A 12,912-nucleotide genomic window follows, 5' to 3' on the forward strand; every position below is an offset into this window, starting at 1 on the left:
CCAGATCGACCCGATGATCACCCATGTCCTGCCGCTGGAAGAGATCAACAAGGCCTCCGACCTGATGCACGCGGGCGAGAGCATCCGGACCGTGGTGACGTTCTAGAGCTGAGGCTTCCTTCCCTCGATTGGGGCGGTAATTGGTGAAAGGGCGTCGGACATGTCCAACGGTAGGGTGGTGATCCTGGGCGCGGGGCACGCGGGTGGTTCCGCGGCGGCGTTTCTTCGCCAATACGGTCATACGGGTCCCATTGCGCTTATCGGAGAGGAGCCGATCGCGCCCTATCAGCGACCGCCGCTTAGCAAGGCGTGGCTGAAGGGCGAAGCCGACGCCGAGAGCCTGGCGCTAAAGCCCCTGGAATTCTACGCCGCCCACAACATTGAGTTTCGAGCGGGCGTCAAGGCGACCCGCATCCATCGCCCCGCCAAAACCGTGCGGCTCCAAGATGGCGTCAGTCTTGCCTACGACACGCTGATCCTGGCCACCGGCGTTCGGCCGATCGGTTTGCCTGTCGAAGGCGCAGATCTCGATGGCGTCCTGAGCTTGCGCACGGCCGCCGACGCCGAGGCTCTCAAGCTGCGCTTGGCTGCGGGGAAGACCCTGGTCGTCGTGGGCGGCGGCTATATCGGGCTAGAGGTCGCCGCCTCGGCGCGTTCGCTGGGCGCTAAGGTCGTGGTGATCGAACGCGAGGACCGGATGCTGGCGCGCGTGGCGTGCACGACGCTTTCGGACTTCTTCCAGGCTCGGCACCTGGCCAAGGGCGTGCGCCTCGAACTCAACGCCTCCGTGGCGGGGTTCGTCGGCGAGCAGGGCGGGATCCGCGCGGTGCAATTGGCTGACGGACGCCAGATTGCCTGCGACGTCGCCGTTGTGGGGGTCGGCGCCAGGCCAAATGACGAATTGGCCGCGCGGGCCGGTCTCGAATGCGCCAGCGGCGTCGTCGTCGATCAGGACGCGCGCAGCATTTCCGATCCCAACATCTTCGCCATCGGAGATGTGGCCCAGCGTCCCGTGCCGGTCTACGAACGCATGCTGCGCCTGGAGAGCGTGCCCAACGCCCTGGAGCAGGCCAAGCAGGCCGCAGCCGCTATCACTGGGCGGCCAAGGCCGGCGCCTGAATGCCCCTGGCAGTGGTCGGATCAGTACGACTTGAAACTGCAGATCGCTGGTTACGCCCTGGACACCGATGACGTCGTGGTGCGCGGGTACCCTGACAGCAGCGTGTTCGCTGTCTTCTATATGAAGGGCGACGTGGTGCGATCGGTCGCCGCGGTCAACGCCCCGCCGGAGTTCATGATGGGCAAGCAGCTCGTCCTCACCCAAGCCCCTGTCGATAAGGCCAAGCTTTCCGACACGACCGTGTCGATGAAGGTCGTTGTAGCCTGACGGGTGATCGGTCTGCCACGGAGTAATCGATGTTGGACTTTGCCGAGAACGTTGAACCCAGCAGCCGCCTGTCGTGGATCAAGGTCTCCGAGATACTGGAATGGTTGTCGTCGCCCATGATGGGGCGACCTTCGTCCCCTCTCTCGCTCCGCGCTCCAATCCGCTCTTCTTGGATCTCACCTTCTGTTAGTACGCGCGGAGCTTGAGAGCACGGTCCCATGCCTTGGCATCGAGGTGGACGGCGCGCGGAGATGTCAGAACCGATCTACCTCTAGTGCATCGGCTCAGGAACCCTTGCGTTGCCGCGAACGCGGGGCGCACTCCCTCTCTGAACGCCGTGTTCTTGGAGGCGCGCCGACGGCAGCAATTGGCGCAACCGTCTGTCGGCAATCTAGAGCGCGCTCCTGGCGACGCGCTGGAAATCCGGTCGATGGTGAGCGTAGTGACGCTCGAGCATCATCGCGCTCATGCCCAGGTAGGAGGCCGCCAGCCATATGTCGACATTGGCCTCCATAAGCAGAGTGGCGGCGGTGTGACGCACCCAGTGCGGCGTGACGGCCTTGGACAAGCCCGCATCGGCGACGCAGGCTGAGAACCCCTTCCGGACACCCGAGACGCCCTGGTCGCCGTGGTGGATTACCTTGTCGGCGTCGTCGGCGTGGATTTGGACGTCATGGCGATGCCAGCGCCGCATGTGGGCTAGGAGGCGAGGAGGCAGTTTGGCTGGTGGGCGTGATTTGTTGGCGATGTCCCGCTCGGCGGTTCCGCGTCGGTAAAGGAGGCCCTTGGTAAGGTCGACCCAAGCGCAAGTCATGCTCCTGTTCCAGCTCAAACTGGTGACCACCGAGGTCCTAGAGCCGGTGTAGAGGGCGATGAGCAAGAAGCGACGCAGATGGGCCCGGTTGGCGATGGCCGAGGCGCCCAGCCGCGTCCAGCCGCCATCAGGTTCGAGGCGCCAGCCCAAAGTCGCCTTGAGCAGAGCCGCGACCTCTGCGCGGCTCAGGGCGTTGCGCCGGGTTTCCGCCTTGGGCGGCAGCCAAACCGGGGGGCGATAGAGAAGTCTGTCCTCGGCGTCCCAATAGCCAATCGCGGCCGACAACACCTCCAATTCGCGCCGGGCCGTCTGATCCGAGACGGGTCGACTGGTCCGACGCCCGCCAACCAGCGCGGTCTCCCGCGTTCGGTCGGCGACATAGGCCTTGCAGGTCGATCGTCGCACGTAGCTCAAGGTGCTGTCGCCCCACCAGGCGCGGAGGTGGGCGATCCATCCGTCCATCGAGGCTTGATCGACGGCCAACTCGGGCGCGCGCTCGGCGGCGTAAAGGGAGAGGACTTCTCTTACCAGGACGCGCGTCGGATCTTGGCGTCGGTCAGGATCGGCCGGCGGCAGGGCCAGCTTGGAGGCGATGTGGCTGGCGAGTGTACGCTCGGCCTCTCGTTGCTGATCGGGCCCGCACCCCGTGCTGATTTCCGCTCGTCCATCGCGGATGACGTAGCAGGGCCTGGCTCGTCTTTGTGCGGCGGCCGGACGAAGGTAAAGGCGGGGACCTTTGGTTGGACGCGGCATGGCGGAACTCGCAAGCGACGCCGGCAGATGCCGGCCCAAGGCGATGTTCAACCTAGGTCGAAGTCGCGGCGCTCATAGGCGCTCGAGCTGCCGTGGAAGCTCCGGGAATAGGAAAGAAGCTCACGCGCACAGCGGGCGGCGAGAAGCTGGGGAAGTCTGGCCTTTTCCAAGGAGGAGAGCACTTCGGACGCCCCAATTTCTTCACAGCCTCGGAAACCCAGTCGTCGCAAGTGCTCGGCTCGCGGGTTGGAGGGTTCGAAACTGGGGTTTCTGGGGCGACGGCGCGGCAAATGGCACGTTCGGTGCGCCGCAAGCCACTGTAAAATAAGGGGAAATGGTGGATGCGACAGGGATTGAACCTGTGACCCCCTCGGTGTGAACGAGGTGCTCTCCCGCTGAGCTACGCATCCGCCGTGTGGAGGGTCCGAACCGGACCGATCCACGAGAGGAGGGGGCCTATAGCCCGGTGTTCGGCGCGGGGCAAGAGGCCAATAGCGTGATGCAGGCCTGCGGCACGTCCAAAAAGCTGTGGATGACCAGATCGCCGCCCAAGGTGTCGACCGGATCCTCGGTGTAACCGAAGGACACCAGCACGCTGGGAACGCCAGCGTTGCGGGCGCCGAGGGCGTCGTTGATGCTGTCGCCGACCATCACCGCGCGGGCGACGTCGCCGCCCACGGCCGCGACCGCGGCGGCGACGTGACGGCCGTCGGGCTTGGCGGCGGGAGCGCTGTCGGCGCCGACCACGGCGTCGAAGAAGGGCGTCAGGCCCGTGGCGTCCAGCAGGGCGACCGACAGGTGGGTCAGCTTGTTGGTGCAGACGACGAGGCGCGCGCCGGCCGCCTTGAGCGCGGTCAGGGTCTCGACCACGCCCGGGAAGGGCGCGCTCTCGTCGGCGATGCGGGTCAGGTAGAGGTCGATGAAGCGTTGGACGAGGGGGGGCGTGTGCTCGGCGTCCAGCGGCGCGCCGGCGGCGGCGAAACCGCGCTCCAGCAGGGCCCGCGCGCCCCGGCCGACCATCAGCCGAACCTCGTCGAAGGGGAGGGCGGGCAGGGACTCCTCGGCCAGGATGGCGTTGAGTGAGCCGACGAGATCGGGCGCCGTATCCACCAGCGTGCCGTCGAGATCGAAGGCGATGGTCGCCCCGTTCAGGTCATGAAGCGCGTGCATGGGTCTGGCCTTTCGGCCAATTGCACGGCTAATGCAAACTTTGGTTCGCCTCTAGGGAGTCGCGAGAGCCATGACCGTCCCCGTCTCGAAGCCCGTCCGTCCGCGCGCCGCCGTGATCCTGGCGGCCGGCCAGGGCACGCGGATGAAGTCGCCGACCCCGAAGGTGCTGCACAGGCTGGCGGGGCGGACCCTGCTGGACCACGCGATCGACGCGGCCGAGGGGCTGGGCTGCGAGCGGATCATCGTCGTGGTCGGCGCGCACAGCCCACAGGTCGGCGAGGCGGCGCGCAAGCGTCTCGGCCCCAACGCCACCGTGGTCCAGGACCCGCCGCTGGGCACCGGCCACGCCGTGCTGGCGGCCAAGGACGCCCTGGCGGACTTCGACGGCGACGTCGTCGTCACCTACGCCGACTGCCCGCTGACCACAGCGGGCGTGATCGCGCCGCTGTTCGACCTGATCACCGGCGGCGCCCATGTCGCGGTGCTGGGCTTCGAGGCCCACAATCCGACCGGCTACGGCCGCCTGATCCTCGCGCCCGGCCACGTGCTGCTGCGCATCGTCGAGGAGAAGGAGGCGGATCTCGCCACCAAGCAGGTCAGGCACTGTAACTCGGGGGTCCTGGCCGCCGATCGTTCAGCGCTGTTCAGCCTCCTGGCCGATGTCCGCAACGACAACGCCAAGGGCGAGTACTACCTGACCGACGTCGTCGGTCTGGCGCACGATCGTAAGCTCGTGACCCGCGCGGCCTTCGCGCCGGAAGCTTCGGTTCAGGGGGTCAATTCGCAAGGCGAGCTCGCCGCCGCCGAGGCTGTCTGGCAGAAGACGCGCCGCAGCGCCTTGATGGTCGAGGGCGTCACCATGCCCGCGCCCGACACGGTACATCTGTCGTGGGACACCAGGATCGCCGGCGGCGCGGTGGTCGAGCAGTTCGTGGTCTTCGGCCCTGGCGTCCGCGTCGAGACCGGCGCGGTGATCAAGGCCTTCAGTCACCTGGAAGGCGCCGATGTGGGCGAGGGCGCGCTGATCGGCCCGTACGCTCGCCTGCGCCCCGGCGCCGAGATCGGTCCCGAAGCCCATATCGGCAACTTCGTCGAGGTCAAAAACGTCAAGATCGGCCAGGGCGCCAAGGCTAACCATCTCAGCTATCTGGGTGATGGCTCGGTAGGCGAGAAGGCCAACATCGGGGCTGGGACCATCTTCTGTAATTACGACGGCTTCGAGAAGTTCGCGACCCATGTCGGCAAGGGGGCCTTCATCGGCTCCAACAGCGCCCTGGTCGCGCCCGTGCGGGTGGGCGACGGGGCGATGACCGGCTCGGGTTCGGTGATCACCAAGGACGTCGAGGACGGGGCCCTGGCCCTGGCGCGTCCCGAACAGACGATCAAGGCGGGATGGGCGACCAAGTTCCGCGCCCTGAAACAAGCCAAGAAGGACGCGAAGACGAAATGAGCAGCGCCGACGATCAGAAGCGCGCCTCGGGCGAGGCCGCCGCGCAACTCGTTGAAAATGGCATGGTGGTGGGCCTGGGCACGGGCTCGACCGCGGCCTGGTTCGTCAAGGCGCTGGCGGCCCGCAAGCTGAGCGACATCCGTGGCGTGCCGACCTCGGACGCCACCGCCGCCCTGGCGCGCGAGCTTGGCATTCCGCTGGTGGCGCTGGACGACGTCAAGACGATCGACCTGACCGTGGATGGCGCCGACGAGATCGGGCCGGGCCTTAGCTTGATCAAGGGCGGCGGCGCGGCCCTGCTGCGTGAAAAGCTGGTCTGGGAAGCCTCGACCCGCTGCGTGGCGATCGCCGACGCCGCCAAGCGCGTGCCGGCCCTGGGCAAGTTCCCGCTGCCGATCGAGGTCGTGCGCTTCGGCCACGTCCACACCGGCCATCGCCTGGCCGACATCGCCGCCGAGTTCGACCTGCCGCCGCCGCGCCTGCGCACGGCCGAGCGGGGCGTCGTCGTCACCGACGGCGGCAACCTGATCTACGACATGGCCTCGGGCCGCATCGACGAGCCGGCCGCCCTGGCGACGGCTCTGAAGAGCGTCACGGGCGTCGTCGACCACGGCTTGTTCCTCGACCTCGCCGACGAGGCTCTGGTCGGCACGGACGAGGGCGTGGTCCGCATGGTCCCCTGAAACCTGGGCTTTGACGTCCTACATAAGCCGACCAGTTAAGTTCGGAGGCCGGTTATGGCTGACTACGACTACGATCTCTTCGTCATCGGCGCGGGCTCCGGCGGCGTGCGCGCGGCGCGCGTGGCGGCCATGAGCGGCGCCAAGGTCGGCGTGGCCGAGGAGTATCGGGTCGGCGGCACCTGCGTGATCCGCGGCTGCGTGCCCAAAAAGTTCATGGTCTACGCCAGCGAGGTCACCAGCCAGCTGAAGACGGCCAAGGGCTATGGCTGGACGATCGGCGACGCCAAGTTCGACTGGAAGGGCTTCATCCACGACAAGGACGTCGAGATCGCCCGCCTGTCCGGCATCTATGTCACCAACCTGCAGAAGGCTGGCGCCCACCTGCTGCACGGCCGCGCCCAGGTCGTCGACCCGCATACTGTCGAGGTGCTGCCCAAGGATAGTTCGAACGACGCCGGGACCTACACCGCCCGCAAGATTCTGATCGCCACGGGCGGTCGGCCGGTGAAGCCCGACTTCCCCGGCGCCGAGTACGGCATCACCTCGGACGAGGCCTTCCACCTTCCGAAGCTGCCCAAGAGCATCATGATCGTCGGCGGCGGCTATATCGCCGTCGAGTTCGCCGGGATCTTCGCGGGTCTGGGCGTCGAGACGACGCTGCTCTATCGCGGGGCCAACATCCTGCGCGGCTTCGACGACGACGTCCGCTCGCATCTGGCCGACGAGCTGGGCAAGCGGGGGATCAAGGTCGTGCTGGGCTGCTCGCACACCAGCATCGAGAAGCTGGAAGACGGCATGCTGCTCAGCAAGCTGACCAGCGAGCTGACGTTCGAGACCGAGGCCGTGATGTTCGCCACGGGCCGCGAGCCCTATGTGAAGGGGCTGGGCCTTGAGAACGCCGGCGTGAAGCTGAACGAGCGCGGCGCGATCGCGGTGGACGCCTATTCCAAGACCAATGTCGACAGCATCTGGGCCGTCGGCGATGTGACGGACCGGATCAACCTGACGCCGGTCGCCATCCGTGAGGGCGCGGCCTTCGCCCAGACCGAGTTCTACAATAACCCCACGACCTTCGATCACGACATGGTCGCCTCGGCGGTGTTCTCGCAGCCGCCGGTCGGCGCGGTCGGCATGACCGAGGCCGAGGCTCGGCATGCGTTCGGCGCGGTCGATATCTATCGCTCTGTGTTCCGTCCGATGAAGATCACCTTCTACGGCGGGCAGGAACGCTGCCTGATCAAGCTGGTGGTCAAGGCCGACGACCAGAAGGTGGTCGGTGTCCACGTCGTCGGGCCGGACTCGCCCGAGATCATCCAGATGGCCGCCATCGCCGTGAAGATGGGCGTGACCAAGCCTCAGTGGGACTCCACCTGCGCCGTTCACCCGACCCTCGCCGAGGAGCTGGTGACCATGCGCGAGAAGTACGTACCGGTCGAAGTCGGCGGCGTGGGATGACGAGCTTCGGCGTCCCCAGGGACGCTTTTGAACGCCGGACCCGCTGGCTGGGTGGTCTTGCCGTCTTCCTGATGGCGACCACGCCCTTGCTCGGCTACCTGGCGCCCAAGCAGTTCGCCGCGGTGCTGAGCCTAGTGGGGCTGCTGGCGGCGCCGGGGCTGTTCCGCGCGCGGCCGCCGGTGTTGCCGCTGTTCGCCCTGGCGCTGCTGGTGCTGTGGTCGCTGATCAGCCTTAGCTGGACCCCGGCCCTGCCGGACCCGGCCAAGCTGAAGAAGTTTGGCGCCGTGGAGAGCTTCACGGCCATCAAGCTCTTCCTGCAGCTCGGGCTCTACGGCTCCGCCGTGGTCATGCTGGGCCAGATGTCGACCCGCTCGGCGAGGCTCGCGGCGCGGGTGATGCTGGTCAGCGCCGGCCTGCTGGCCGTGGTCACCTGCATCGACGGCCTGCTGCACGCGCCGATCTACCAGGCGGTGAGAAAGGCCAGCGGCGATCCGATCCGGCCGGATTTGGCGATGGTCAAGGTCTCGATGGGGACCTATCCGCTGGTCCTGCTGCTATGGCCTTGCGTGCGCGTCCTGCAGGCCTCGGGGATCAAGGGGCGCCGCCTGCTGATCGCCGCGCTGTTCGTCCTGATCCTGATCGGCGCGCACGTCACCGGCGCCGACGCGCCCGTGGCGGCGCTGCTGCTGGGCGGCCTGACCTGGCTGGCCGTGCGCCTGACGGGCAAGCCGTTCGCCCGGGCGCTGATCCCCATCGTCTCGGCGCTGTTCATCTTTGCGCCGATCATCGTGCTGTGGGGCGTGCAGTCCGGCGCTTTCACCTGGCTGCACGCGCTGGTTCCGCCCTCCTGGGACCACCGGCTGAACATCTGGGCCTTCGCCGCCGAGCGGATACTGGTCCATCCGATGCGCGGGTGGGGGATCGACGCCAGCCGCACCTTCGGCCTGGCCATTCCGCTGCATACCCACAATGCGCCTCTGCAGATCTGGCTGGAGCTTGGCGCCTTCGGGGCCGCCATGGCCGCGGCCTTCTTCGCCTGGATCCTTTACGGCGTCCTGGGCTGGATCGAGAGGGATCGGCGGGACGGGGCCATGGCCGCCGCGGTCGTGGTGTCCTATCTTGTCGTCGGGGCGCTCAGCTTCGGCGTCTGGCAGGAGTGGTGGCTGGCGCTCGGCGCCTTGGCTGCGATCGCCTGTGGTGTCGCGCAAAAAACTGGTGCTTCACCCGGTTAGAGCGACAATGAACTTTCTCATCTGGGCTTATCGGCGCCAGTCTGTCGCATGATTTTGCCTTTCGCTTCCATTCGCGGTATCTACGCCGCCCCTAGTTGCTATCGAGCCTGTCATGACCGCCCGCTGGACCCCCGCCGCCTGGAGAGCCAAACCCGCCAAGCACATCCCCGCCGACTATCCGGACGCGGGGGCCGTGGAGCGGGTGGAGCAGACGCTTCGCCAGATGCCGCCGCTGGTGTTCGCCGGCGAGGCGCGCCGCCTGAAGAGCCTGCTGGGCGACGTGGCCGAGGGGCGCGCCTTCCTCTTGCAGGGCGGCGACTGCGCCGAAAGCTTCAAGGAATTCCACGCGGACAACATCCGCGACACCTTCCGCCTGATCCTGCAGATGGCGGTGGTGCTGACCTTCGCCGGCGGCAAGCCGGTGGTGAAGGTGGGCCGCATCGCCGGCCAGTTCGCCAAGCCGCGTTCGGAGCCGACCGAGGTCCAGGGCGACGCGACCCTGCCGTCCTATCGCGGCGACATCATCAACGGCATGGACTTCAACGAGGCCGAGCGGGTCCCGGACCCGGACCGCCTGCTGAAGGCCTATGGCCAGTCGGCCGCGACGCTGAACCTGCTGCGCGCCTTCGCCAGCGGCGGCTACGCCGACCTCTACAACATCCACCGCTGGACCCTGGGCTTCGTCGGCGACAGCCCACAGGGCGCGCGCTATCGCGAGCTGTCGGAGAAAATCTCCGAGGCCCTGACCTTCATGTCGGCGGTCGGCGTCACGCCCGACACCCAGCCGGACCTGCGCCGCGTCGAGTTCTTCACCAGCCATGAGGCCCTGCTGCTGGGCTTCGAGGAGGCCATGACCCGCGTCGATAGCACCTCGGGCGACTGGTACGACACCAGCGCCCACCTGCTGTGGATCGGCGAGCGCACCCGCCAGCTGGACGGCGCCCACGTCGAGTTCATGCGCGGCGTGAAGAACCCGATCGGCCTGAAGTGCGGTCCGACCATGGAAGGCGACGACCTGCTGCGCCTGATCGACGTTTTGAACCCCAACAACGAGCCGGGCCGTCTGACCCTCTACGGCCGCTTCGGCTCGGACAAGATCGCCGACCGCCTGCCGCGCCTGATGCGGGCGACCAAGAGCGCCGGCCGCTCGGTGGTCTGGGCCACCGATCCGATGCACGGCAACACGCTGAAGGCCTCGACCGGCTACAAGACCCGTCCGTTCGACCGCATTCTCTCGGAAGTGAAGAGCTTCGTGGAGATCGCCCAGGCCGAGGGCGTGCACCCCGGCGGCGTTCACCTGGAGATGACCGGCCAGAACGTCACCGAGTGCCTCGGCGGCGCCCGCGCCGTGTCCGAGACCGACCTCGGCGACCGCTACCACACGCACTGCGACCCTCGCTTGAACGGTGAGCAGGCGCTGGAGCTGGCCTTCCTGGTGGCCGAGAAGCTGAAGGCCGCCCGCGACGACCAGCGTCGCCAGGCCGTCGGCTAGAGGCCGGCTCGAGGTCCTGGGAGCGGATCCTCCGCTCCGCGAGCGGGCGCGCCGGCCGGTGCGCCCGTGATCGGCCGCGCACGGCGCGTTTCCCCATAACGACGTTAGGTTTGCGATGCGGCGAACGGCCGCTTGACCGCTCGCGCGGGGCTCTCCAATGGTTGTTTCCAAGGGAGAGATGAATGCGTTTGCGCCAGAAGATTCGCCGAGAGGTGAAGTTCCTCAGGGGGTTAACCCGGACGCTCAAGCGCGTGAAGTCGATCGCTCCGGATAGCGCCAACCTGATCTGCGACGACCTTGAGGCCGCCGTCGACAAGTGGCGCGACCGCCCGGCCATCACCTTCGAGGGCAAGACGGTCAGCTATGCCGAACTCGACGCCATGGCCAACCGCTACGCTCACTGGGCCAAGGGGCAGGGGCTGACGCGCGGCCAGACGGTGGCGCTGTTCATGCCCAACCGCGTCGAATATCTGGCCGTCTGGTACGGCCTAACCAAGGTCGGCGTCGCCACCGCCCTGATCAACAACCAGCTGACCGGCGCGGCCCTGGCCCACTGCCTGAACATCTCCCAGGCCCTGCACTGCATCGTCGATCCGGAGACCTCGCCTTGCTTCGAGGACGTCAAGGGACGGCTTGACCGGCACATGCAGCAGTGGGTGCTGGGGCCGGTTCACGGCGAGCAGCGCGACCTGGCCAAGGCGCTGAAGAGCTGCAGCCCCCTGAGGCCCGACCGCGCCACCGCCCGCCAGGGCCTGACCGCCAAGGACACGGCGCTCTACATCTTCACCAGCGGCACCACCGGGATGCCCAAGGCCGCCCGTATCACGCACATGCGAGCCCAGCTTTACATGCGGGGCTTCGCCGGCTCGACCGGGGCCAAGGAGACTGACCGCATCTACGTGACCCTGCCGCTCTACCACGCCACCGGCGGGCTTTGCGCCCTGGGGGCGGGGCTCCTGAACGGCGGCTCCATCGTGCTGCGCAAGAAGTTCTCGGCCACCCACTTCTGGCCCGAGATCGTCGCCGAGAACTGCACCATGTTCGTCTATATCGGCGAGCTGTGCCGCTATCTGGCCAACCAGCCCGAGCAGGAGCTTGAGCGGGCGCACAAGATCCGGCTGATCTTCGGCAACGGGCTGCGGCCGGATGTCTGGGACGACATGCTGGACCGCTTCAAGGTCGGCGAGGTGCTGGAGTTCTACGGTGCGACCGAGGGCAATGTCTCGCTGTTCAACTTCGACGGCCGGCGGGGCGCGATCGGCCGGGTGCCCGGCTATCTGCGCGGCAAGTTCAACATCCGCCTGGTCAAGTTCGATGTCGAGACCGAGACCCCGGTGCGCGGTCCAGACGGCTTCTGCGTCGAGTGCGCGCCCGGCGAGGTCGGGGAGTGCATCGGCCATATCGGTGGCGACGCGCGCTCCAACTATGTGGGCTACGCGGACAAGGCCGCCACCGAGAAGAAGGTGCTGCACCACGTCTTCCAGAAGGGCGACGCCTGGTTCCGCACCGGCGACCTGATGCGGGTGGACGGCGACGGCTATATCTATTTCGTCGACCGCATCGGCGACACCTTCCGCTGGAAGGGCGAAAACGTCTCCACCAGCGAGGTGGCCGAGCGCCTGGCGGCGGTCGAGCACGTGCTCGAGGTCAATGTCTATGGCGTCCAGGTCGGCGACCTGGACGGCAAGGCCGGCATGGCGGCGCTGGTCACCGATCCCGGCTTTGATCTGGCCGCCTTCGCCGAGCACGTCGATCAGCAGCTGCCCAGCTATGCACGACCGATCTTCCTGCGCCTGCAGCGGGCGATCGAGACCACCGGCACCTTCAAGTATCGCAAGGTCGACCTCGTGGGTGACGGCTTCGATCCCACGCGGACCAAGGATCCGCTGTACTTCCGCGATCCGGTGAAGGGCTATGTGAAGATCACCAAGACGGTCTTCGCCAAGCTCACGGCGGGCGGCTACAAGCTTTGAGCCGTCTGGTCCTGCCGTAGCGTCATGTCGCGGTGTGATTGAACGGCCTGGGCTTCCTGGCTATATCGCTGCGTGAGACCCGCGGGCCTTGTGTGTGGCGGCCCTCAAAGAGTTCAGTCCAATCAAAGGGATAGACTTCCCCGCCATGCTTCTGACCATGCTGAAGGCCAAGCTGCACCGCGCCACGGTGACCCAGGCCGACCTCGATTACGAAGGCTCGATCGCCATTGATCGCGATCTCCTGGACGCTTCGGGCATCCTGCCCAACGAGCAGGTCGACGTGCTGAACATCACCAACGGCGCGCGCTTCACCACCTACGCCATCGAGGCCCCGCGCGGCTCGAAGGTGATCGGCGTCAACGGCGCGGCCGCGCGCCTGGTGCAGAAGAACGACCTTGTCATCGTCGTGACCTACTGCCAGATGCCGGCCGAGGAGGCGCGCAACTATGCGCCCACCGTGGTGCTGCTGGACGAGGGCAACCTGATCAAGAAGGCGGCCTGAG

11 protein-coding genes and 1 tRNA gene are annotated in these 12,912 nt (G+C 67.1%); 9 read left to right on the top strand and 3 right to left on the bottom strand.

Going from position 1 to position 12,912, the window contains the following annotated elements:
- Both DI526_RS16090 and DI526_RS16095 read left to right on the top strand, forming a co-directional pair.
- A partial coding sequence (locus tag DI526_RS16090) for a hypothetical protein (protein ID WP_304280159.1) occupies positions 1-106 on the top strand: 106 nt, incomplete at its 5' end.
- 54 nt (positions 107-160) lie between these two features.
- Complete coding sequence (locus DI526_RS16095) at positions 161-1,387, top strand: NAD(P)/FAD-dependent oxidoreductase (protein WP_304280103.1); 1,227 nt, start codon at positions 161-163, stop codon at positions 1,385-1,387.
- A gap of 391 nt (positions 1,388-1,778) precedes the next feature.
- On the opposite strand, the gene DI526_RS16100 is transcribed toward DI526_RS16095, so the two are convergent.
- The 3 genes from DI526_RS16100 to DI526_RS16110 all read right to left on the bottom strand — a co-directional run bounded on the left by DI526_RS16100 (position 1,779) and on the right by DI526_RS16110 (position 4,124).
- Positions 1,779-2,954: a tyrosine-type recombinase/integrase gene (locus DI526_RS16100; RefSeq protein WP_304280106.1), complete on the bottom strand. Its 1,176-nt coding sequence runs from the start codon at positions 2,952-2,954 to the stop codon at positions 1,779-1,781.
- 335 nt (positions 2,955-3,289) lie between these two features.
- Positions 3,290-3,364 (bottom strand) — tRNA-Val (locus DI526_RS16105).
- Between the two features lie 46 nt (positions 3,365-3,410).
- Positions 3,411-4,124, bottom strand: a complete 714-nt coding sequence (locus DI526_RS16110) for an HAD-IA family hydrolase (protein ID WP_304280109.1) — start codon at positions 4,122-4,124, stop codon at positions 3,411-3,413.
- A 70-nt stretch (positions 4,125-4,194) separates the two neighbouring features.
- Here DI526_RS16110 and glmU point away from each other — a divergent pair, with 70 nt between their 5' ends.
- The 7 genes from glmU (at position 4,195) to panD (ending at position 12,911) form a co-directional block, all read left to right on the top strand.
- Positions 4,195-5,574 carry a bifunctional UDP-N-acetylglucosamine diphosphorylase/glucosamine-1-phosphate N-acetyltransferase GlmU gene (gene glmU, locus DI526_RS16115; protein WP_304280113.1) on the top strand — a complete coding sequence of 460 codons (1,380 nt, stop codon included), beginning with the start codon at positions 4,195-4,197 and terminating at the stop codon, positions 5,572-5,574.
- The gene (gene rpiA, locus DI526_RS16120; protein WP_304280115.1) at positions 5,571-6,257 is read left to right on the top strand and encodes a ribose-5-phosphate isomerase RpiA; all 687 of its coding nucleotides are present in this window, start codon (positions 5,571-5,573) and stop codon (positions 6,255-6,257) included. The genes glmU and rpiA overlap by 4 nt, the downstream gene beginning before the upstream one ends.
- 54 nt (positions 6,258-6,311) lie before the next feature.
- A complete protein-coding gene (gor, locus tag DI526_RS16125) occupies positions 6,312-7,712 on the top strand; it encodes a glutathione-disulfide reductase (RefSeq protein WP_304280117.1) in 1,401 nt (466 codons plus the stop codon).
- Positions 7,709-8,944, top strand: coding sequence for an O-antigen ligase (locus tag DI526_RS16130; RefSeq protein WP_304280119.1), 1,236 nt, complete (start codon positions 7,709-7,711; stop codon positions 8,942-8,944). Before gor ends, DI526_RS16130 begins: the two co-directional genes overlap by 4 nt.
- Positions 8,945-9,056: 112 nt before the next feature.
- Complete coding sequence (locus tag DI526_RS16135) at positions 9,057-10,436, top strand: class II 3-deoxy-7-phosphoheptulonate synthase (RefSeq protein WP_304280121.1); 1,380 nt, start codon at positions 9,057-9,059, stop codon at positions 10,434-10,436.
- Positions 10,437-10,618: 182 nt separating this feature from the next.
- Positions 10,619-12,409, top strand: coding sequence for a long-chain-acyl-CoA synthetase (locus DI526_RS16140; RefSeq protein ID WP_304280124.1), 1,791 nt, complete (start codon positions 10,619-10,621; stop codon positions 12,407-12,409).
- Positions 12,410-12,554: 145 nt separating this feature from the next.
- Positions 12,555-12,911, top strand: a complete 357-nt coding sequence (gene panD, locus DI526_RS16145) for an aspartate 1-decarboxylase (RefSeq protein WP_010920154.1) — start codon at positions 12,555-12,557, stop codon at positions 12,909-12,911.
- Position 12,912: the final 1 nt, after the last annotated feature.

This window comes from Caulobacter segnis (genome assembly GCF_003243465.1).
Lineage (GTDB): Bacteria > Pseudomonadota > Alphaproteobacteria > Caulobacterales > Caulobacteraceae > Caulobacter > Caulobacter segnis_A.

Bases quoted from the DNA above. Each gene is read 5' to 3' on its own strand.
- DI526_RS16095 (WP_304280103.1), top strand. From the start codon at position 161: ATGTCCAACGGTAGGGTGGTGATCCTGGGCGCGGGGCACGCGGGTGGT.
- DI526_RS16100 (WP_304280106.1), bottom strand. From the start codon at position 2,954: ATGCCGCGTCCAACCAAAGGTCCCCGCCTTTACCTTCGTCCGGCCGCC.
- DI526_RS16110 (WP_304280109.1), bottom strand. From the start codon at position 4,124: ATGCACGCGCTTCATGACCTGAACGGGGCGACCATCGCCTTCGATCTC.
- glmU (WP_304280113.1), top strand. From the start codon at position 4,195: ATGACCGTCCCCGTCTCGAAGCCCGTCCGTCCGCGCGCCGCCGTGATC.
- rpiA (WP_304280115.1), top strand. From the start codon at position 5,571: ATGAGCAGCGCCGACGATCAGAAGCGCGCCTCGGGCGAGGCCGCCGCG.
- gor (WP_304280117.1), top strand. From the start codon at position 6,312: ATGGCTGACTACGACTACGATCTCTTCGTCATCGGCGCGGGCTCCGGC.
- DI526_RS16130 (WP_304280119.1), top strand. From the start codon at position 7,709: ATGACGAGCTTCGGCGTCCCCAGGGACGCTTTTGAACGCCGGACCCGC.
- DI526_RS16135 (WP_304280121.1), top strand. From the start codon at position 9,057: ATGACCGCCCGCTGGACCCCCGCCGCCTGGAGAGCCAAACCCGCCAAG.
- DI526_RS16140 (WP_304280124.1), top strand. From the start codon at position 10,619: ATGCGTTTGCGCCAGAAGATTCGCCGAGAGGTGAAGTTCCTCAGGGGG.
- panD (WP_010920154.1), top strand. From the start codon at position 12,555: ATGCTTCTGACCATGCTGAAGGCCAAGCTGCACCGCGCCACGGTGACC.